Origin of the sequence: Providencia sp. PROV252 (genome assembly GCF_033676005.1) — a bacterium.
GTDB lineage: Bacteria > Pseudomonadota > Gammaproteobacteria > Enterobacterales > Enterobacteriaceae > Providencia > Providencia vermicola.
The window spans coordinates 2217980-2236847 of record NZ_CP096294.1 but is presented as its reverse complement, the minus strand read 5'-3'; the positions used below and the strand labels follow the sequence as shown (position 1 = coordinate 2236847).

The 18868-nt window shown below is 38.8% G+C and carries 20 protein-coding genes; 8 read left to right on the top strand and 12 right to left on the bottom strand.

What is annotated here, in order from left to right; translation table 11 throughout:
• Positions 1–90 precede the first annotated feature (90 nt).
• Complete coding sequence (fumC, locus tag M1F05_RS10255; RefSeq protein ID WP_206086067.1) at positions 91–1488, top strand: class II fumarate hydratase; 1398 nt, start codon at positions 91–93, stop codon at positions 1486–1488.
• Positions 1489–1546: 58 nt separating this feature from the next.
• Here fumC and tus read toward each other — a convergent pair whose 3' ends face one another.
• From tus to M1F05_RS10240, 3 genes are all read right to left on the bottom strand, one after another.
• Positions 1547–2455, bottom strand: a complete 909-nt coding sequence (tus, locus tag M1F05_RS10250; protein ID WP_206086066.1) for a DNA replication terminus site-binding protein — start codon at positions 2453–2455, stop codon at positions 1547–1549.
• Between the two features lie 121 nt (positions 2456–2576).
• Complete coding sequence (locus M1F05_RS10245) at positions 2577–3155, bottom strand: lytic polysaccharide monooxygenase (protein ID WP_206086065.1); 579 nt, start codon at positions 3153–3155, stop codon at positions 2577–2579.
• Between the two features lie 82 nt (positions 3156–3237).
• The gene (locus M1F05_RS10240) at positions 3238–4509 is read right to left on the bottom strand and encodes an MFS transporter (protein WP_206086064.1); all 1272 of its coding nucleotides are present in this window, start codon (positions 4507–4509) and stop codon (positions 3238–3240) included.
• Positions 4510–4624: 115 nt separating this feature from the next.
• On the opposite strand from M1F05_RS10240, the gene M1F05_RS10235 reads away from it, so the two are divergent.
• The 3 genes from M1F05_RS10235 to bioD all read left to right on the top strand — a co-directional run bounded on the left by M1F05_RS10235 (position 4625) and on the right by bioD (position 7653).
• Positions 4625–5530: a LysR family transcriptional regulator gene (locus M1F05_RS10235; protein WP_206086063.1), complete on the top strand. Its 906-nt coding sequence runs from the start codon at positions 4625–4627 to the stop codon at positions 5528–5530.
• A 96-nt stretch (positions 5531–5626) separates the two neighbouring features.
• The gene (locus M1F05_RS10230) at positions 5627–6838 is read left to right on the top strand and encodes an ROK family protein (protein ID WP_206086062.1); all 1212 of its coding nucleotides are present in this window, start codon (positions 5627–5629) and stop codon (positions 6836–6838) included.
• A 140-nt stretch (positions 6839–6978) separates the two neighbouring features.
• The gene (gene bioD / locus M1F05_RS10225; protein WP_206086061.1) at positions 6979–7653 is read left to right on the top strand and encodes a dethiobiotin synthase; all 675 of its coding nucleotides are present in this window, start codon (positions 6979–6981) and stop codon (positions 7651–7653) included.
• A 64-nt stretch (positions 7654–7717) separates the two neighbouring features.
• Here the strand turns inward: bioD and M1F05_RS10220 are convergent, their stop codons facing one another.
• From M1F05_RS10220 to M1F05_RS10200, 5 genes are all read right to left on the bottom strand, one after another.
• Positions 7718–7951, bottom strand: coding sequence for a DUF1161 domain-containing protein (locus M1F05_RS10220; protein WP_206086060.1), 234 nt, complete (start codon positions 7949–7951; stop codon positions 7718–7720).
• Positions 7952–7995: 44 nt separating this feature from the next.
• Positions 7996–8370 carry a DUF1283 family protein gene (locus tag M1F05_RS10215; RefSeq protein ID WP_206086059.1) on the bottom strand — a complete coding sequence of 125 codons (375 nt, stop codon included), beginning with the start codon at positions 8368–8370 and terminating at the stop codon, positions 7996–7998.
• A gap of 81 nt (positions 8371–8451) precedes the next feature.
• Positions 8452–9201 (bottom strand): bifunctional NADP-dependent 3-hydroxy acid dehydrogenase/3-hydroxypropionate dehydrogenase YdfG, encoded by a 750-nt coding sequence (gene ydfG, locus M1F05_RS10210; protein ID WP_206086058.1) that lies wholly within the window; start codon positions 9199–9201, stop codon positions 8452–8454.
• 74 nt (positions 9202–9275) lie between these two features.
• Positions 9276–10904, bottom strand: a complete 1629-nt coding sequence (locus M1F05_RS10205) for a DUF4139 domain-containing protein (protein WP_206086057.1) — start codon at positions 10902–10904, stop codon at positions 9276–9278.
• Between the two features lie 105 nt (positions 10905–11009).
• Complete coding sequence (locus M1F05_RS10200) at positions 11010–11417, bottom strand: hypothetical protein (RefSeq protein WP_241016886.1); 408 nt, start codon at positions 11415–11417, stop codon at positions 11010–11012.
• Between the two features lie 176 nt (positions 11418–11593).
• Between M1F05_RS10200 and M1F05_RS10195 the strand changes: the two genes are divergently transcribed.
• Positions 11594–11965: an ASCH domain-containing protein gene (locus M1F05_RS10195; protein WP_206086056.1), complete on the top strand. Its 372-nt coding sequence runs from the start codon at positions 11594–11596 to the stop codon at positions 11963–11965.
• A gap of 658 nt (positions 11966–12623) precedes the next feature.
• On the opposite strand, the gene M1F05_RS10190 is transcribed toward M1F05_RS10195, so the two are convergent.
• Positions 12624–13166 carry a hypothetical protein gene (locus tag M1F05_RS10190; protein WP_206086055.1) on the bottom strand — a complete coding sequence of 181 codons (543 nt, stop codon included), beginning with the start codon at positions 13164–13166 and terminating at the stop codon, positions 12624–12626.
• Positions 13167–13354: 188 nt separating this feature from the next.
• Between M1F05_RS10190 and M1F05_RS10185 the strand changes: the two genes are divergently transcribed.
• Both M1F05_RS10185 and M1F05_RS10180 read left to right on the top strand, forming a co-directional pair.
• Entirely contained in the window at positions 13355–13702 is a 348-nt protein-coding gene (locus M1F05_RS10185) for a helix-turn-helix domain-containing protein (protein WP_206086054.1), read from the top strand.
• On the top strand, positions 13699–15006 hold the full coding sequence (locus tag M1F05_RS10180) for a type II toxin-antitoxin system HipA family toxin (RefSeq protein WP_206086053.1): 1308 nt from the start codon (positions 13699–13701) through the stop codon (positions 15004–15006). Before M1F05_RS10185 ends, M1F05_RS10180 begins: the two co-directional genes overlap by 4 nt.
• 112 nt (positions 15007–15118) lie before the next feature.
• Here the strand turns inward: M1F05_RS10180 and M1F05_RS10175 are convergent, their stop codons facing one another.
• Together M1F05_RS10175 and M1F05_RS10170 are read right to left on the bottom strand one after the other, a co-directional pair.
• Positions 15119–16219 (bottom strand): alkene reductase, encoded by a 1101-nt coding sequence (locus M1F05_RS10175; RefSeq protein ID WP_206086052.1) that lies wholly within the window; start codon positions 16217–16219, stop codon positions 15119–15121.
• Positions 16220–16272: 53 nt separating this feature from the next.
• The gene (locus tag M1F05_RS10170; RefSeq protein WP_206086051.1) at positions 16273–16872 is read right to left on the bottom strand and encodes a TetR/AcrR family transcriptional regulator; all 600 of its coding nucleotides are present in this window, start codon (positions 16870–16872) and stop codon (positions 16273–16275) included.
• A gap of 124 nt (positions 16873–16996) precedes the next feature.
• Between M1F05_RS10170 and M1F05_RS10165 the strand changes: the two genes are divergently transcribed.
• Complete coding sequence (locus tag M1F05_RS10165) at positions 16997–18124, top strand: DNA alkylation repair protein (RefSeq protein WP_206086050.1); 1128 nt, start codon at positions 16997–16999, stop codon at positions 18122–18124.
• Between the two features lie 76 nt (positions 18125–18200).
• Here the strand turns inward: M1F05_RS10165 and M1F05_RS10160 are convergent, their stop codons facing one another.
• Positions 18201–18731 (bottom strand): beta/gamma crystallin-related protein, encoded by a 531-nt coding sequence (locus tag M1F05_RS10160; protein WP_206086049.1) that lies wholly within the window; start codon positions 18729–18731, stop codon positions 18201–18203.
• Between the last annotated feature and the right edge of the window lie 137 nt (positions 18732–18868).

Genomic DNA, 18868 nt, shown 5'->3' with positions numbered 1-18868 from the left:
TTGTGGCATTATACTGCTCGGTTATTTGCTTACCTGCAAGCAGACGATTCTAAAATTAATTATTCTGTGTATGTACCTAAGGAGATAGTAATGGCAGCCACTCGCATTGAAAAAGACTCAATGGGGCCTATCGAAGTACCTGCTGACCAGTTGTGGGGCGCGCAAACGCAGCGTTCTTTAGAACATTTCCGTATATCTGTAGAAAAAATGCCAGTCGCGCTTATCCACGCACTTGCGATTACTAAAAAAGCGGCAGCAAGTGTGAATATGGATTTGGGACTACTCGTTAAAGAACGTGGCGATGCAATTATTGCCGCTGCTGACGAAGTTTTAGCGGGTAAACACCCAACAGAATTCCCTTTAGCTATTTGGCAAACGGGTTCTGGTACACAAAGTAACATGAACATGAATGAAGTGTTAGCAAATCGTGGTAGTGAAATTTTAGGTGGTCAAAGAGGTAATGACCGTCTGATCCACCCAAACGATGACGTTAACAAAAGCCAAAGTTCAAATGATGTCTTTCCTACCGCGATGCACGTAGCTGCCGTTGTAGCTATTCGTGAACATCTGCTCCCAGAATTGAAAATTTTGCATAAAACTCTAGATGCAAAAGCAAAAGAATTTAAAGACATTGTTAAAATTGGCCGTACCCACTTACAAGATGCAACACCGCTGACTTTAGGCCAAGAAATTTCAGGTTGGGCTGCGATGTTAGCTCACAGCGAAAAACACATTGAGAACGCGGTTCCTCATGTTTGTGAATTAGCATTAGGCGGTACTGCAGTCGGTACAGGTCTGAATACTCATCCAGAGTATGCGGTTCGTGTTGCTAAAAAAATTGCTGAATTAACAGGGCAACCATTCATCACTGCACCGAATAAATTCGAAGCATTAGCAACATGCGATAGCTTGGTTCATGCTCACGGTGCGTTAAAAGGCTTAGCGGCATCATTAATGAAAATCGCTAATGATGTTAGATGGTTAGCTTCTGGCCCTCGTTGTGGTATTGGCGAAATTTCAATTCCAGAAAACGAACCAGGCAGTTCAATCATGCCAGGTAAAGTTAACCCAACACAATGTGAAGCATTAACCATGCTGTGCGCACAAGTCATGGGTAACGATGTTGCTGTGAATATAGGAGGTGCTTCGGGTAACTTTGAATTAAACGTTTTCCGTCCAATGTTAATCGATAACTTCCTGCAATCGGTACGTTTATTAGCTGATGGTATGCGTAGCTTTAACGAACACTGCGCTGTGGGTATCGAGCCAAACCGTGAGCGCATTGAGAAATTACTACATGAATCATTAATGTTAGTAACCGCATTAAATACGCACATTGGTTATGATAAAGCAGCTGAAATTGCGAAAAAAGCGCATAAAGAAGGCCTAACATTAAAAGAGTCTGCATTAAAGCTGAACTATTTAACTGAAGAGCAGTTTAATGATTGGGTTCGTCCAGAGGACATGGTTGGCAGTATGAAATCTTAATCTAAACGTTAAGATTAAATCTTAAGGCACCCGCATGGTTAAACTAGCGGGTGTTTTTTTATCGCTCAATGTAAAGATTTAATCGAGGGATCAATAACTCAACAGGTTTTGCGCGTGGGCGATTACGTAATGCGATATTATCTGCATGGTAGTCAGGCAACTCCCCAATTTTGATTTCAGCCAATGTTTTCTCTACAGCAAAAACGAATAATGGTGTTGCACAGGCAAATTGAGTCTGTTTTTGCTGTGCCTTATCCCAAACGCGTGCAATTGGCTGCACTTTTACAGGGCGCTGGGTTTTTAAAATGGCATCATGGGGAAGGGACTCAATCAATTGTATTTCTGTTTTTAATTGCAATTGCCAATGCTCTCGCGGTAAATGAGCAGGGCAACGGCCATTTTCTAAACTATATTGTAATTTATCGAGCAATGTTTCTTTAGTGATTTTATTGATCACTTTTTTATTTGCCCAACCAAAGCCTAATGTATCTACATCCACTAAGCTTGTGATAGTACGGTAAGTATTTAACGTGAGTAGGCCATGCAAACTTTCTCTAATAAACTCAAATCGTTGAGTCTCATCTATCTGCGTAACAAGGGTTTTAATGGATATCTTCAGCTGATTGATTTCAACTATTAATTGGTTAAACCGCTGATAACCCTGGTTGTCTATTTGAATACAAATGACACCTGGTAGCCGAATAGCGGCTTTGTTACTAATTTCAGTAGATTTATTATGTATAAACAGTAGGTTGAGTAGGGCAATGACTTCTTTTATTGCATTATTACCAGTAATCTCATCAACAATAATTTCGTTGACCTCATTGTTTTCATCACCTTTAATGACATCGGGTAATGTATAAACTTTAGCTATATATTGTTTCTGCTCAGACAATAACCCAGATAACTGTTTTATCTGGCATTCTAATTGGTTAAAAAATTCGATTAATATTTGTTTTTTATTCATATGAATTAGTTACAACATACAGTTTGTTTAAATATAAATTAACATTAGCAACAGTGATTTTCAATTCGATTGTGTTAACTAGAGTAAAAAGGGGATGACTCCCCTTATTTTAGCACTATTTTCAGTTCGATTTCACAAAATGTATATTTAAATCAATTGCTTGATAGAATGCATTACCTGTGTCATCGATTGTCCATACTGCTAAAATGGTATGGTACCCTTGATGTGATAATGGAAGGACACAGTTATGTTGAACAACTTCCTGTGGTATTTCAACGCGTTCGTATTTGCAAAAAGGTTTTAACTCAAATTGCGCACGAGATAGCGGTGCATTTGGATTCCAATTTAATTTGGTGATGAAGTATTCCCATTTCGTGGTTTTATGTATCGCTGTTAACCGCCATCTGAAATCAATTTCAGGGGAGGATTGTGTCAAGCGTTTCCAACGAAGAGGAGTTTGTTCATCAAGCTGTTTAAACTGGGGTAGTCCTGCACTCGCAATTTGACCATCAAGCGGGCCTTTTTCTGGAAACCCCTTCGGTCCTTCAACTGATTGGGGTTCATATTGAACAGGGCCACAATTTTTGTTTTCTTGTTTTTTACACAAATAAGCTCGACTTTCAGGAGACTCGACATATCCATGGGACCAAACTAGAAAACTACAACAGAAAAGAACTGGGGCAAACAACAACGGTTTCATCTCATTTCCTCGTTATTAAAAGAGCGTGTATCATCCAGTAATAACGAGGGGGAGAAAATTTTAACCTTTATCAGTGTCTAAGCTAATGGTCATAACAGCCTGATTTCAATCGGCATGCAATCATAACACCAACCAATAATATTCCTGCGATGAATAAAGCAACGCCGTTCCAACCATAATTAGCCCAGAATAGCCCACCAACTGTACCCGCAATACTTGAGCCTGCATAATAGCTGAATAAATACAGTGAAGATGCTTGCCCTCGAGCCCGTTTAGCACGACGTCCAACCCAGCTGCTAGCAACAGAGTGTGCCGCGAAAAAACCAGTTGTTAATAAGGTCATTCCCAATAAAACAATCCAGACATTTGAATGTAATGTAATTAAAATACCTAATAACATCAATGAAATAGCAGCAATCAATATGTTACCTAATCCATATTTCTGGGTTAGACTGCCTGTTTTTGTCGCACTGTATGTACCTGTTAAGTAGATAACAGATAAAAAACCAACGGTAGATTGTGATAAGTTATAAGGTGCTTCTAATAAGCGGTAACCAATATAATTATACATGGTGACGAACCCGCCCATGAGAACAAAACCCTCAACAAATAACCAAGGTAAGCCTTTATCCCTAAAATGAAGATGTAAATTGACCCATAAATTTTTCGGTTTTAACGAGCTGGCACGAAAGTGTTGGGAAGGGGGTAACAAACGCCAGAAACTTATCGCAGCAATCAAAGCCAAGGTCCCTAAAATCACGACAGCGACACGCCATGAAAAATAATCAGCAACAACCCCTGTCATTAATCGTCCACTCATTCCACCAATGGAATTCCCGCTGATATAAAGTCCCATAGAAAGAGCCACATAACTTGGGTGTATCTCTTCACTTAAATAAGTCATGGCTACAGCGGCAACGCCACTAAGGGATAAGCCAACTAAGGCTCTAGCAATCAAAATACCTTGCCAGCTTTGCATCACTGAACTTAATAACGTAAATAATGCCGCACATGTCAACGCTATCACCATCACGTTTTTACGACCAATCGCATCTGATATTGGCCCTGTGATTAACAAACCTAAAGCCATTAAGCCAGTGCTTAATGAAAGGGCTAGGCTGGCTGTTGCAGGAGATACGTTAAAATCTGTGGATAATAAAGGCAGGATAGGCTGCACAAAATACAGCAGCGCAAATGTTGCAAAACCAACTGTAAAAAAGGAGAGGGTGACACGTAGGTATAAAGCGTCATCTCTTTGAATATAATGTTTTTTAGGTGCGACATGTACCGCGGAGTCAGTTTCTTCCCTTTCAGCAGGTTGCTCAGTAGTCAGGCTATTGGATGAGTGTTCCATGTGTATTCCTTGTCATACTAACTCATTTGATTTTGATCAAAGAATAGAAATTCCTAAGTTTTTTGTCTAATATATTAATTATCTAAAATGATACTTTAAAGATATCAATATACTTATGAACATTGAACTGAGGCATTTACGCTATTTTATTGCGGTAGCAGAAGAGCTCCATTTTGGGCGAGCCGCTGAGCGCCTACATATATCACAACCTCCATTAAGCCAACAAATACAATCACTTGAAGAACAAATTCATGCTAAATTATTGGAGCGAAATAATCGAAATGTCGCTCTAACACCGGCAGGAACCATGTTTTTAAAAGAGGCTTATCAAATACTTGCTCAAGTTAATGCGGCTGCAACTAAAGCAGCTCGAATGGAAAAAGGTGAGCTCGGTGAATTATCTATTGGTTTTACTTCCACAACCCCCTTTATGCATAAAGTCACAATGAGCTTAAGGCAATACCGTGAAACTTACCCTGAAGTCTCTATTCACATGCACCAAATGAATACAAAACAACAAATTGCGCCTTTAGTAACTGGGCGCATTGACATGGGGATTATGCGAAATACTATTTTGCCTGAGCAACTTGACTATCAATTGCTGTTTAAAGAATCATTTATGGTTGCCGTTTATGAAGGGCACCCATTGTTAGAATTCGAAGAGCAAGGCGTCGATATTCAATTGTTGGCTAATTACCCTCTAATTTTTTTTGAACGTGAAGTAGGAACGGCGTTACATGATGAGATCAGTCAGTTATTAACCTCCGCAGGGATCGTCCCTAAAATCTCACAAGAAGCTGGGGAAGCCATGACAATACTTGGGTTAGTTTCCGCAGGAATGGGAATATCTATTATTACTGAATCATTCACACGCATGAAAATTGATGGTGTAAGATATGTAAAATTAATTAATATTGAGGCATCATCTGAAGTATGGTTAGTTTACAATACCCGTAGAACCTTACCTGCAGTCGCTAAAAAATTGACTCAAATTTTGATTTCCAATATTGTCGGCAAATAAACGTGACCGAAATCACACTTGGTATGTATGCAGAATCATTCATATACAGAATAAGGCATAATAACTAATTGCTTTATAAAGGATTTGATAATCGCTATGCTGAACCAAACGGGTCATATTGACCAAATAAAACAATTAAACACAGGTATTGTGTATCGAATAATTGATCAACATGGTCCAATATCGCGTATTGCCTTATCTAAGCAAGCTTCATTAGCCCCTGCAAGTATCACTAAAATTACCCGTGAGCTAATGGATGCCCACCTTATTAAAGAGCTAGAATTTCCAGTATTGGGTTTGCGAGGTCGCCCCGCAATTGGTCTGGTCATTGAAAGTGAAGGGTGGCAGTTTCTTTCGATGGTTATTGAGCCACGTAAAATCACGGTTTCTTTGAAGGAAATTAATGGGGTGACGCTAGCGCAAAACACATACCCATTTGATGTGTGTGGTAATGATGCTTTTATTCATGAATTGCTTGAGTTAATCAGCCAGTTTTTTGCTGATCATCAAATGTTAATTGAGCGGCTTACTGCGATCAGCATCCTTGCAGAAGGTATCATAGATCCTTACCAAGGGATTGTTTTCCAACTTACGGGTTTCAATATTAATTCTTTACCAATAGCACAACATCTGACTAAACAGACAGGTTTACCTGTTTATTTACACTCAACCGTTGATGCACTGGCATTAATGGATCATTTTTCGCTTTCAGCAAAACGACAAGCCACAAATATTATTTACCTTCAAGTACAGGATGTGGTGAATGCCACTGTACTAAACCGTGGCGTGACATTAGATGCCAATACACAAAAACCGCTTCTATTCGGTCATAGTCAGTTAGGTGAATCGAATCAAGTTGCCTGTTATTGTGGTGGTGAGGGTTGCTTGGAAACGCATATTTCCATTCCAGTGGTATTACAAAAAGCCAGTAATTTATCTTGTCATTACCCTGATAGCGTCTTATTACAAAATGAAATATCAATCGATAAAATTTGCGCTGGCGCAATATTAGGCGATCCCCTTTGTGTTTATCTAATAGAAATGGTAGCAAAACAATTGGCCAAACCATTATCGTTAATGGTAAGCCTATTTGGTACTGAACTTATTCTTATTAACTCCCCCTTAAATATAGCATCAGAGAGATTATTTGCGCGGTTGCATCATTATATACATCAATACGCATCTCCTCTGTATAGTTCTCATTTATTAATAGAAAAATCTAATTTTTCAGTAAAAGAAAGTGAATCCACATTAATTCAGCGCGCTTTATATGATGGTTCTCTGCTACTACAATTGCTACAAGGCTAAAACAATTAGATAAACTTTTGACTATCGACCACAAAATTGAGCTAACGCAAACTTATCACTTTCCCATTCCCATAAACTGAATCCATATCATTTTTACAGCTTATTGCTGCTAGTCTGTCACTTCAGGATAGAAAAAGACCATGATCAATCTATTTATTACCGGGACAGATACAGATGTCGGGAAGACAGTATCGACACTTGCTATTTTGCAAGCACTCAATGGACAAGGAATTAAAGCCGTAGGATACAAACCTATTGCAGATCAATGCATTGATACCCCTGAAGGAGTCAGGAATAAAGATGCATTATTGATTCACAGTGTGTCTAAAGACCTCGTTTCTTATGATGAAGTTAATCCAGTTCGCATCACTGACAACTACAGCCATGAGAACAGTATTGATTTTAGTAAAATCAAACAAGGTTTAGAGCATTTACATGAACAATGCGACATGGTCGTTATTGAAGGAAATGGTGGTTGGCGCTATTTACTTGATGATAATACTTTTTATGCCGATTGGCTCAAAGGACAATCTGTCGGAGTCATCTTAGTGGTGGGTATTCAGCACGGTTGTGTCAATCATGCCTTGTTAACAGCGGATGCAATTAGGGCCGATGGTTTACCGCTAATTGGCTGGATGGCAAACCGAATTAATCCAGGTCTTGCTCATTACGCACAAATTATTGACCGTCTACAGCACCACATTAAAGCGCCACTAATTGGTGAAATTCCGTATTTATTACGGCCAGAAGAGCGGGATTTAGGACGCTATTTGCATATCGAAAAATTGCAGGAATTTATTACTGTACCAGCATAATTATTTGAAAATAAACAAATAAAAAGGGCGATTTATTCGCCCTTTTTGTGTTATTTATCCATGCCTAATGGCGAGTATAAATAATTTTATATGAATCATTTTGGCAGTGACCGACAACTTGGCCTTTTGATGGGTCAACTTCATCATTAGGAACTGCAACTAAACTAAAACTATCGGCAGGTACGCCATTATTGATAATTTTCTGTTTAATTTCTTCTATCACACTTTCACATGAAGCTTGAGCAAAAGCAGGGGCCAACATCACTAAAAATAATGGAACTAACAATTTCTTTCGCATCGATCCTCCTTGGTAAATGACTCCATAACGAACAAGTTAACAACTTACGGGTTAATTGGACGACCAGTACCAACATCTAAACAGCGCTTTGTACTAGGCTCCCAATAGGCATTCAGATTCAAGCTTTTTTCACACTTATCTTTTGCATCAAATGCGGCGTCAATCTTATCGAACTCTTTTTCAGTACGCGTATTCACTTTATTGCGTAACATTCGAGTGTTATCCCATTGTTCTTTTTCTTGGCGAGCTTGTTCTTTATTTAAAGTATCATCACCTTTACCAACAGAAACACAAGTACTGCCTGCAGTGCATGACGTTGTTGTATTTCCCTGAGCAGCGGGTGCGACTGTTGTCCAAAGTAATGGTAAACAGACACACATAGCTGCTACGCTTTTCTTCAAAATATTCTGAGTACTCATGTAAATTCCTTACTAAACAGGGCCAATATCTTGAGTATAGCCAAAGATAAACCATTTCGTCTGTAGAGAATAGTACGAAAATTAAAGTTGTTTATGAACGGTTAAACCAGCGAAAGTTTGGCAAACAGGCATTAATTCCAGAGTATTCACGTTCATATGCGCAGGCAGCGTTGCAACCCAAAATACCGTTTCAGCGATATCTTCAGGCGTTAATGCTTCAGCACCTTTATAGGTGTTTGCAACTTTATCATCATCACCTTTAAAACGTACGTTAGAAAACTCAGTTCCACCGACTAAACCTGGCTCAATATCCGTCACCCGAATTTTTTTACCTTGTAAATCAGCACGTAAACCTAATGAAAATTGTTTAACAAATGCCTTAGTGGCGCCATACACATTACCACCTTTGTAAGGCCAACTTGCTGCGGTTGAACCAATATTAATAATATGACCATGATCTTTTGCCACCATGCCTTGTAGGACTTCATAGGTCATATTGACCAAACCTTTGGTATTGGTATCAATCATTACTGCCCAATCGTCTGGGTTTGCATTAAACGCAGGTTCCAAACCAAGTGCTAAACCTGCATTATTGACAAGAACATCAATATTTTTCAAGGAGGTAGGTAAATTAGCGACGGCCGTTTGAATCGCTTTTCTATCTTGAACATCTAATGTTAGAGGATGAAAACTATTGCCTAATTCACGTTGTAACGCTTCTAAACGTTCAGTTCGACGCCCTGTACCAATAACGGTATGACCTTGCTGAATGAATCTACGCGCGATAGATTCGCCAAATCCAGATGATGCACCAGTCACTAATATAATCATGAAAACCTCTAAGCTATTATAGTTGTCTTGCGTAAATTTATTCTAACGCCTTCGAAAGGGAACTACAAAAGTTACTATTCAAGACCAACGATATGCTTATCTTTTGGGTAGCTCAACGTATAATTAAATGGAATTTCAATCTGTTGGTTAGCTTCTAAAGTCACATCCCAAGTTAATTCTCCTGTTGTTTTATTGACAACAGCCTGTTTATTATCAATTTCAGAGACTTTAATTTCGCTATCTTGACTAATCGGTAATTGGTCAACAATTGTTAAATTAATTGGCTTAGTATGCATATTTTTGGCTTTAATTAAATATCCTTCCTTCTGTTCAATAGTTGAACCAATAAAACTTGGTTTTTTCTTCATTTTTTCGTTATTTTCACGAGAAATCTGAATGTTTTTATCAATGCCAAAAGGAATAAAGAGAGTATCATTCAACTGAGTGGTATCAATTTGGAAATTACCAATATACGTATTGCCATAGTAAATATTGGCGTTACCATTCAGTAAATTCAGCGCCTGCCAATTATCGATATCGGCTTGTAAGAAGACATCTTCCGCCAATTTCGGTGTCGTCGTGTATTGGTATTTCCCTATAATATCTGTTTGTTTGATGGTTAACGAGTTGGGTTTTGTGCTGCTTTTTAGGCTATAAGGTAATGAAATATCGTAGTTTAAATTGATGCCATTGTTTGATGCAGTGACAAAATCGGTAATACCTGAGCTATCACGCTTTTTTTTTGCACGCATACTGGCGTCCGTCATTGCGACGGGAGCAGGGGCCTGTTGCATTAAGGCTTGGGATTCGTACTGTATACTGTCATCATAAACCGATAAGCGCCAAGGTTGCAGGTTAAATGGCGTAATATTTTTAGACGGATTCACAGAGGATAACGTTAAATTGACATCTCGCCAATCAATCCCTGTGTTTTGCACAACATTGGCTTTGTAGGTAAGAACGATAGGGGATTCAACATCTTCACTACGAAAATCATAACTTGGTGACCAGGCGGCATCAGGGGTAAGGTAAGAAAGTTGCATTTGTGCTGTGGTTGCGTTTTTCGCATCAATGACCATCACCACTTGAGTTTGCTGCCCGACAACCGCAGGCAAGTTTTCATCAATTTGAGCTTGTAGCAACATGTTTTTTTCTTCAAGCTCATCCACTGACGCTTGGTTCTGCTGCTGTTCTTGCAATATTTGCGTCATCTGTTGACGAATAAAATTCAATTTTTGTGATGATTGCTCAATTGTCTGGCTATTGCTTTCACCAAAAAAACGTTGATCTTTCAACAACGATAATTGTTCTTCTCCCACTTTAATTGCAATATTTAAGCGTTCAATTTGTTGATTATTTTGTTTTTGTTGTTCTTGAAGCGTAATTATTTCAGGTGAATAAATAGGGGGAACAGCGACCTTTTGGACATTGATTGAACGAATAATAACATCATTATTTTTCAAACTAACGGACAGGGTTCGTGGGTCTATATTTGCTGCAATATTGGTCAATATAACATCATTTTGGCCCAGTTTAAGTGACAGTGTCACATCATTATCCAACTCAGCCCCACGTAAAAATATTGTTGCATGATTCAATTTAACATTTTGATTTAAAGTACTTTCTGCTTCCGCTAGAGCATGACCTGTAGCAAGAAGTGATGTTAAAAGTAGGCCACTTACAATACGAATGGAAACCGTCATAGTGAAACTCCAAGAATATATAATGAGTAAAAATTGATAAATCGGCGATTCACTCATCATATTTTATCCGTTTGTCACTTGATAACAGATAAAGCCTAAAATATTTTATTTGTACTTTTTCATTTGGTAGATAAAGTATCCAGTCGCTAAAGGGATGATAAATGGAATAATCGCAATTAAATACAAAGCGCCGAAGCCTCTAGCGCCCCCCCCATTAATTATCTCTTCAAATGTATGCTCTGAAAAATAGTGAAGAAGAACATCATCACTGCATTTTTTAGCAAAAGGAAATAAAGGCAGGCAAATACAAGCATAGATTATCCATAACAGGTGTGCTGTCGCATTTTCACTTAACGAATAAATAGCCATTCCAAAGATCATAAATCCAAAGCACGATTTACCCCAAAAATCCCAACTTTTGATAAATAGACGAATAGGGTGTTTATTTTTTCGCTCCAAGGCCTTACGTTTCTCGATTTTTTCTTTTGTGTAATGCCGTCCATTTTTACTCATAAAATTTCCTTGTAAAACAAAAAGAAGTAAAGCTATATTAATCTATCATTAATGGCTCAACGGTTAAAAATGAAAATATTTAACCACGGTAATTTTGATGGCACAACCGTTCGTTTGCATTGGACTAATCAACCTTATAAAGGACACATCAATTTAACAGGAAAAACATCTCATTAATGAAAGCCATATCTGTAGTCTCTCCAGCAGGTAAAAATATTGCGTTAGGAAAAAAAACGTTAGAAATAAGAAAATGGGCACCAAACATCGGTTGTAATGAAGACTTACTGATTGTTGAAAATCACAATTATCTTTTAAAAGATGGCAATGAAGAAATGGGGAAAGCTGTCGCAATTGTTAAAGTGAAAAACGTGAGGCCATTCGTTGAAAGTGATATTGATGCAGCCTGCGCATCCTACTATGAAGCAGGTTGGCTAGCTTGGGAGCTAACAGACATCCGAGCGATTGAAACGCCAATAAAAATGATAGCAAAACGTAAGATTTATGAAGTTGAGTTGAAATTCAATTTTTACGATTTACGGAGAAATTAACCAGCCAGAACGCTGGATTTCTTCATTTTATACTTAGGTTCGCATAATGCATATTATGTTAAATAAGCTATAAGAGTTCATTAGTTCACGATCCTTCTCTCCATTACGCAGACTTATGTTTCTTGAGATCAACTCAATATTAAGGTGGGAAATTCAACTTAACCCAATATTTATAAATGAAAAACGCTCTCCCTCCCCTTAAACATAACTATGGTTTATCTGAATCAGCTAAGACCTCATACTCATGACTTTATCTTTATCTTTATCTTTATCTTTATCAGCATTTAAGAACAAACGGATGATATTACCATCCGTGTATATTTTCTTTCTTATTGCTTATATGCTGAGTAGAAAATGAAAAAAATTTATCAATGGACTCGCCAAAATTATCGAATAACAACAGATACTGACGATTTTGATATACCTTCTATTCACCAGTATCTAGTCCGTTCAAGTTGAGCAAAAGGAATTGATCTAGAGACAAATAGTTTGTTCTGATCTATATCTGCCTAAATGACATCTTTTCTTACTTATTAAGAATTGCCCAAAGTGTTTTCTATAGTTGATAATACCTATTTGTTACTTGTTGTAAGGGTTAACCAGGTATTCCAATTAAATAGACTTTAAGGATAAATTCCAATGTAAGAGGCGTTTTTAATCAAACAGGCCTATCTATTTTATTGGCCGCTTTTTCTAACAAACTATCTAAGCTGGAATGCAGTAAGTGGTTTTTCACCGCTTTGCTTTCAACCTCCAGTTTAGATCCAATTTTTTTATCCATAGTATAGATATTCACTTTACCAGCAACATGCTCATATAATAATAAGCCATCAACACCCTCACCTTGCTTATCATGGAACTCAGTTAGTACCTTTTGCATGCGGGTTTTCGCTTGCTTATCCCCTTCCACGGCTTTGCGTAAGTCTTCCGTTAATAGGCCAACGGGAGCGGAGTAAACATACAGCACCTCAACAGAATAGCTGCCATCATTGCCATCACAAATAAAACAGTTGTGATCCTGAGCGTCAGAAAGCGCGTTCATTTCGCGCAGCTCTATCACTAATTTTTGTCCATCTTTATATGGGTCTTGGGATATATCGAGAAACACTAAGCGGTATGGACCAGGATCACCTGCAAAAGCACTTGTTATGCTACAAAGTGAGATAAACCCCGCCGTGATTAATGAAAGGATACGTTTCATAAGTGGCTCAACGAGAATAAATGTACCTTTACTGTACGAGGTTTACCTATATAAAGAAAAGAGTGAATTATCTTATTCATCAACCTAATTCATCTAATTTTTAACCCTGATATAAACCGTAACGTATACGTTGCAGATCGCCAAAAAAAACACTATATTGTAATATATATATTACAAAAGAGGCCGTTATGAAAATTTCAATGGCAATGTCAGATTTAGCAATAACACAAGAACTCTATAACCGCCTTGAATATTATAGGCAATCTAGGGGGCTGTCACAGGAAGAGCTTGTCGAAAATCTAGGTATTAGCCGACCAACCTACGCACGAATACAAAAAGGCACTTGCAGCCTTGGAACATTTATCAGCGTATTACGCGAGCTGAATTTATTGGAAGGGTTCGACACATTGATCCCCCCTCCGTCTTTACGTCCTTCAGAAATAGTTAAACAACAAAATGTTAGGCGTAATCAAATACAGACCAAACTCTCTGTCAAAGAAATGTTAGCTAACCGAAAAAATAAAGGTTCGATATGATAGCCAAATCTTGCACTGTCTTTTTTGATAATATACCCACGGGCTATTTGGCCTATACAGATGATAGCGGCTTTGCGACGTTCGAATATACCAAAGAGTGGCAAAAAGAGGGTTTTAGTCTCTCCCCACTTCACTTACCGTTGAGTTCACAAACCTATACTTTCCGCAGTTTACCTGTTGATACCTATCGCGGTTTACCTGCTGTATTTGCAGACTCCTTACCCGATGATTTCGGAAACGCCTTGATCAATGCGTGGCTGGCACGCCAAGGTAAAGACAAATCACAATTTTTAGCCTTAGACCGATTACTCTATACTGGAACTCGGGGTATGGGCGCACTTGAATACCAACCGACGAATTACCCGAACATTGAAGAAGATACCCCAATATTGATTGAAGAATTGGTCAATATCGCCCAAAAAGTGTTGGATGCGCGAGATGATTTGCATTTAACGGATAGTGAAGAATCCTCGATGTCTAAGTTGCTACAAATCGGTACCTCTGCAGGTGGTGCACGTGCTAAAGCCGTAGTCGCAGTCAATAAAGACCGTACAGAAATCCGCTCAGGCCAAGTAAAAGTCCCAGAAGGGTTTGAACATTACTTACTTAAATTTGATGGTGTTGTAGAGCACCAAAGCAATAAAGAAACCTTTGGCGACCCAAAAGGATTTGGGGTGATGGAGTATGTTTATTACCTGATGGCCACACAAGTGGGTATTGAAATGTCAGAATGTGAGTTATTAAGGGAAGCACAGAGTGGACGTGCTCATTTTATGACTAAGCGCTTTGACAGAGTGGGAAATTTAAAATATCACGTCCTTAGTTTATGTGGCTTAGCGCATGCAGACTTTAGAAAACCAGGTGCATTTAGTTACGAAGAGCTACTGTTAACTGCAAGGCAGTTGGGTTTATCAAATAAAGAGCAAGAGCAAATATATCGCCGAATGGTGTTTAATATCATCGCCCGTAACCATGATGACCACACCAAGAATTGGTCATTTATGGTGAACGACCAATACGAATGGCAGTTAGCGCCTGCTTATGACCTCGCTTGGAGTTATAAAAAAGACTCAGAATGGGTACAATCTCACCAACTGTCATTAGCGGGTAAACGTGATAATTTTACCCATGATGACTTATTGTCAATCACAGAACAAATTACACACCTACGTAGAAATAAAGCAAAAAAAATAATTGATGAGACAATTGCCGTGGTCTCAACGTGGCGAGAGCTTGCTGAACACCATGGTGTTCCAGCTGCACTGAGGGAGAGTGTTTGGAATACACTCAGATTAAAATGGTAACGTATATATTACAAATAGTATAAAAAAAGCCAATATTGCAATATATACATTACAATTTGGCGCAAGCAAAATTAGTAGTCATCCGTTGCTTGCGCCTATATCTATTATATTTCTATTTCATAAATGGATAATCAATATAACCTTCTGCACCACCGCCATAAAATGTTTCAGGGTGCTGAGGATTCAGTGGTGCACCATGCTGCAAGCGCGCAACTAAATCAGGGTTTGCGATAAAATCACGGCCAAAAGCTACGGCATCAATTAATCCTTTTTCGATTAAGTCTTCTGCCTTTTCAATAGTATAAGCACCAGCACCAATAATTACACCATCAAAACACTGGCGAACTTTTTGACGAAATGCCTCTGTATAAGGCTTACCGCCTGCCCAATCAGGCTCAGAAAGATGTAAATAACCAATCCCACGCTGATTTAACGCATCAATCACATATAATGCATCTGACTCTTCATCGGGGCCATTTCCTGTATTTTGGAAACTACCAATTGGAGATAGTCGAATACCTATGCGCTCTGGTGCCCATTGTTCACATACGGCATCAATCACTTCCAACAAAAAACGTGCGCGGTTTTCAATACTACCACCATATTGGTCATCACGATGATTTGCATCTGGCGATAAAAATTGGTGCAATAAATACCCGTGAGCACCATGTAATTCCACCATGTCAAATCCCGCTTGGCGCGCATTTTCTACCGCTTGGCGAAAGTCATCAACAATTTGAGGGATTTCTTGTAATGTTAGCGCTCGCGGCATTGAGGTTTCAACCCTCACTGGTTTACCTTGCTCGTCTCGTAAAGACGTACGTGTGTTAGCACTTAGTGCCGAAGGTGCAACAGGTGATTGATTCTCAGGTTGTAACGTATCATGGGAAATTCGCCCCGTGTGCCACAGTTGTACGGCAATATGACCACCTGCATCATGTACCGCTTCTGTGATCTTTTTCCAAGCGACAATTTGCTCAGGGCTATGTAACCCTGGAGCCCCTGCATAGCCTTTTGCTTGCGCTGAAATTTGTGTCGCTTCCGAAATGATCAACCCTGCACTAGCACGTTGACGATAATACTCCCCCATTAATTCTGTAGGGACATCACCTGGCTCAATACTACGCAAACGCGTTAATGGTGCCATGAATATTCTATTTGCTGCAGTGAAAGCACCAACTTTAAGTGGTGTGAATAATTGTTTTTGCGACATAACAGCTCCATATTAGACCAGTCGACTAGTAATTAGAGAAATAAAAACGCCATTTAACTATTTGGCGTCTGAAGTGTATTCTTTACATGTTCCAACGCGTTTTCCAATGGAACCGTGCTACGTGTAATTTTTGATTGTAAATTTGCCCCTAACCAAAGCGCATAGAAAACTTGAGCCTTTGATAAAGGATCCCCCATAAAATAAAGTGATTTTTCTTGGCGACCTTTTTCTAAGGCATCCGCAAGCAAACCAATAATTTGCCGAACCCCCGCATCCATCGCTTTATTCATATCTTCAGATAAGTCACACACTTCAGCTGATAATTTTACCGTGAGGCAACCATTAATATGCCCCACCTGGCAGACCTGTTGCAGCATTTCACCATAATAAGCTAAAAATCGGTCGCCGTAATTCCCTGCTCCTTGTTCGAAGTGCTTTGTTAGGCGTTGTAAATAGTCTGTGTAATAACGTTCTAACATCGCAACACCAAACGCTTCTTTAGAGCGAAAATAATGGTAAAACGATCCTTTAGGTACTTGTGCAGTTTTTAAAAGTTCACTAAGCCCCATCCCCGTAAAACCAAGATGCAGACAAAGGCGCTCACCCGTAGCTAAAAGATGTTCACGTGTATCGTGTTCTGTGTGTTTATTCATGGCACTACTGTACTGGACTGATTGGTCTAGTACAAGTTTTTTCCTGCTAAAATACAAAAATAGCATATTCTGCCAAGGCAATTTCAGGCAATATATTCCTTTAAATAGCGAGGTGGGAATGGGTATGACGAGTGTAATCGAAGAACAAAATGATAAAGCATTTAAGCACCATTTTAATGAAGCGATGTTACAGCGACTTGCTGAACTCATTAGTGTTGAATACCCAGAATTTAATGCAAAAACATTGCATGATTTAGCCTCTAAAATGTCCCAACTTGAAATGAAAGCACGAGTCCATGCGATCCGAGACGTTTTAATTACCGCACTGCCATCTGACTACCCTAGCGCACTTAAAATCATTATTTCGGTGCTAAAACAAAATAAATTACAAGGATTTGCTATTTGGCCATTGGCTGAGTTTATTCAAGTACAAGGTTTAGCACACTACGACATTTCACTCGATGCCTTAAAATTGCTCACCACCTATTTTACCTCTGAATGGGCCATTCGCCCTTTTATCAAGCAATACCCTAATGAAACCATGAGCTTTCTAACCAAATGCACTATTGATGATAATGTCCATGTGCGCCGTTTGGCATCTGAAGGTACTCGTTCTCGCCTCCCTTGGGGTGAGAAATTACATGCGTTTATCCAAAACCCTATCATCACTCGCCCAATTTTAGATGCACTTAAGTTTGATAGTGAGTTATATGTCCGCAAAAGCGTGGCCAACCACCTTAATGATATTTCGAAAGACCACCCTAGCTACGTGACACAACTACTGACTGAATGGAAACAACAGGCCAATACACCACAAGAACAGCAATATATCAAATGGATCACTAAACAAGCATTAAGAACGCTAATTAAACAAGGAAACCACAACGCGTTGGCACTTATTGGTGTGGAACATGGGGCGCAAGTTTCTATTGAACAATTTAATGTCACTCCAAATATTAAACTCGGTGAAAATTTAATACTTGAGCTTTCTCTACGTTCATTCAGTGATAAACCGCAAAATTTGGTGATCGATTATATTATTGGTTTTATGAAAGCGAACGGAAAAACAGCGCCAAAGGTATTTAAGCTACGCACAATGACGCTCGGTGCCCATGAAACCCTCACCCTAGAAAAAAAACACACGGTTAAGCCCATCACCACAAGACAATATTATGCAGGAAAACAGCAAATACAGTTGCAAATTAATGGTAAGGTAATGGCAGAACAAAACTGGCTGTTAGTCATTGAATAAACAGCCAATTCGTTAATATGTTAGAATCTTAAATAACGAATAAGGTCAGGTTCTCTGACCTTATGTACTCACATAATCAACGACGTATGATTTTAATGGAGCGTATTTTCTCACCATAACCTAATGCGTTGTGCTCGCCACCCGATTCTGTGTGGTATTTCCCTGTATAATTAACCCCTTCATAAAAACGCACTGTCCAGCCATCAGGAATACTGTAAGAGGCAATTTTATCTGCAAAATCATAACGGGATAAGTTAGGAATATTTTCATCAATTTCAAGATACTCTCCCTTTTGCCATGTTTTTGTGTATACAAACATGCTCTCTTCGAGATAATCACCATTGAATGATATTTTGCTGGTGCTACATTTCGCATCTTTGGCTTTACAAAAAATACTGCCTTTCCCTTGCCCTAACTCACAGCGACGAGACGTTTTTTGCCGTGCATTTTGTTCTGAAAACGCAGCTTCTGCATAAAATTCAGAAAATGGTGATAATGCACAGATATGCACAACTTGTGTATCATGACGGGAGGAATTATTATGATAGTTGGATTTTGCATAGCTAAAACTGGTAAACAAAATCAGCAATAAAATACGTTTTTTCATCGTAAAAGCATCTTTGGCGGAAATGTATTCAGCCAAATTACGGTAAATAAGCTAAATTTTCTAGTAGAACACTCTGATAAACAGTCACTTAGTGAATTTTACTTATCTATATTAGTTCAAGATCCCCCCGTGACTAA

Excerpts from the sequence above, each read along its gene's own strand:
- M1F05_RS10180 (WP_206086053.1), top strand. The coding sequence starts at position 13,699 with ATGATAGCCAAATCTTGCACTGTCTTTTTTGATAATATACCCACGGGC.
- M1F05_RS10175 (WP_206086052.1), bottom strand. The coding sequence starts at position 16,219 with ATGTCGCAAAAACAATTATTCACACCACTTAAAGTTGGTGCTTTCACT.
- M1F05_RS10170 (WP_206086051.1), bottom strand. The coding sequence starts at position 16,872 with ATGAATAAACACACAGAACACGATACACGTGAACATCTTTTAGCTACG.
- M1F05_RS10230 (WP_206086062.1), top strand. The coding sequence starts at position 5,627 with ATGCTGAACCAAACGGGTCATATTGACCAAATAAAACAATTAAACACA.
- M1F05_RS10185 (WP_206086054.1), top strand. The coding sequence starts at position 13,355 with ATGAAAATTTCAATGGCAATGTCAGATTTAGCAATAACACAAGAACTC.
- M1F05_RS10165 (WP_206086050.1), top strand. The coding sequence starts at position 16,997 with ATGACGAGTGTAATCGAAGAACAAAATGATAAAGCATTTAAGCACCAT.
- M1F05_RS10240 (WP_206086064.1), bottom strand. The coding sequence starts at position 4,509 with ATGGAACACTCATCCAATAGCCTGACTACTGAGCAACCTGCTGAAAGG.
- M1F05_RS10235 (WP_206086063.1), top strand. The coding sequence starts at position 4,625 with ATGAACATTGAACTGAGGCATTTACGCTATTTTATTGCGGTAGCAGAA.
- bioD (WP_206086061.1), top strand. The coding sequence starts at position 6,979 with ATGATCAATCTATTTATTACCGGGACAGATACAGATGTCGGGAAGACA.
- M1F05_RS10160 (WP_206086049.1), bottom strand. The coding sequence starts at position 18,731 with ATGAAAAAACGTATTTTATTGCTGATTTTGTTTACCAGTTTTAGCTAT.
- M1F05_RS10215 (WP_206086059.1), bottom strand. The coding sequence starts at position 8,370 with ATGAGTACTCAGAATATTTTGAAGAAAAGCGTAGCAGCTATGTGTGTC.
- M1F05_RS10200 (WP_241016886.1), bottom strand. The coding sequence starts at position 11,417 with ATGAGTAAAAATGGACGGCATTACACAAAAGAAAAAATCGAGAAACGT.
- tus (WP_206086066.1), bottom strand. The coding sequence starts at position 2,455 with ATGAATAAAAAACAAATATTAATCGAATTTTTTAACCAATTAGAATGC.
- fumC (WP_206086067.1), top strand. The coding sequence starts at position 91 with ATGGCAGCCACTCGCATTGAAAAAGACTCAATGGGGCCTATCGAAGTA.
- M1F05_RS10205 (WP_206086057.1), bottom strand. The coding sequence starts at position 10,904 with ATGACGGTTTCCATTCGTATTGTAAGTGGCCTACTTTTAACATCACTT.
- M1F05_RS10195 (WP_206086056.1), top strand. The coding sequence starts at position 11,594 with ATGAAAGCCATATCTGTAGTCTCTCCAGCAGGTAAAAATATTGCGTTA.
- M1F05_RS10220 (WP_206086060.1), bottom strand. The coding sequence starts at position 7,951 with ATGCGAAAGAAATTGTTAGTTCCATTATTTTTAGTGATGTTGGCCCCT.
- M1F05_RS10190 (WP_206086055.1), bottom strand. The coding sequence starts at position 13,166 with ATGAAACGTATCCTTTCATTAATCACGGCGGGGTTTATCTCACTTTGT.
- M1F05_RS10245 (WP_206086065.1), bottom strand. The coding sequence starts at position 3,155 with ATGAAACCGTTGTTGTTTGCCCCAGTTCTTTTCTGTTGTAGTTTTCTA.
- ydfG (WP_206086058.1), bottom strand. The coding sequence starts at position 9,201 with ATGATTATATTAGTGACTGGTGCATCATCTGGATTTGGCGAATCTATC.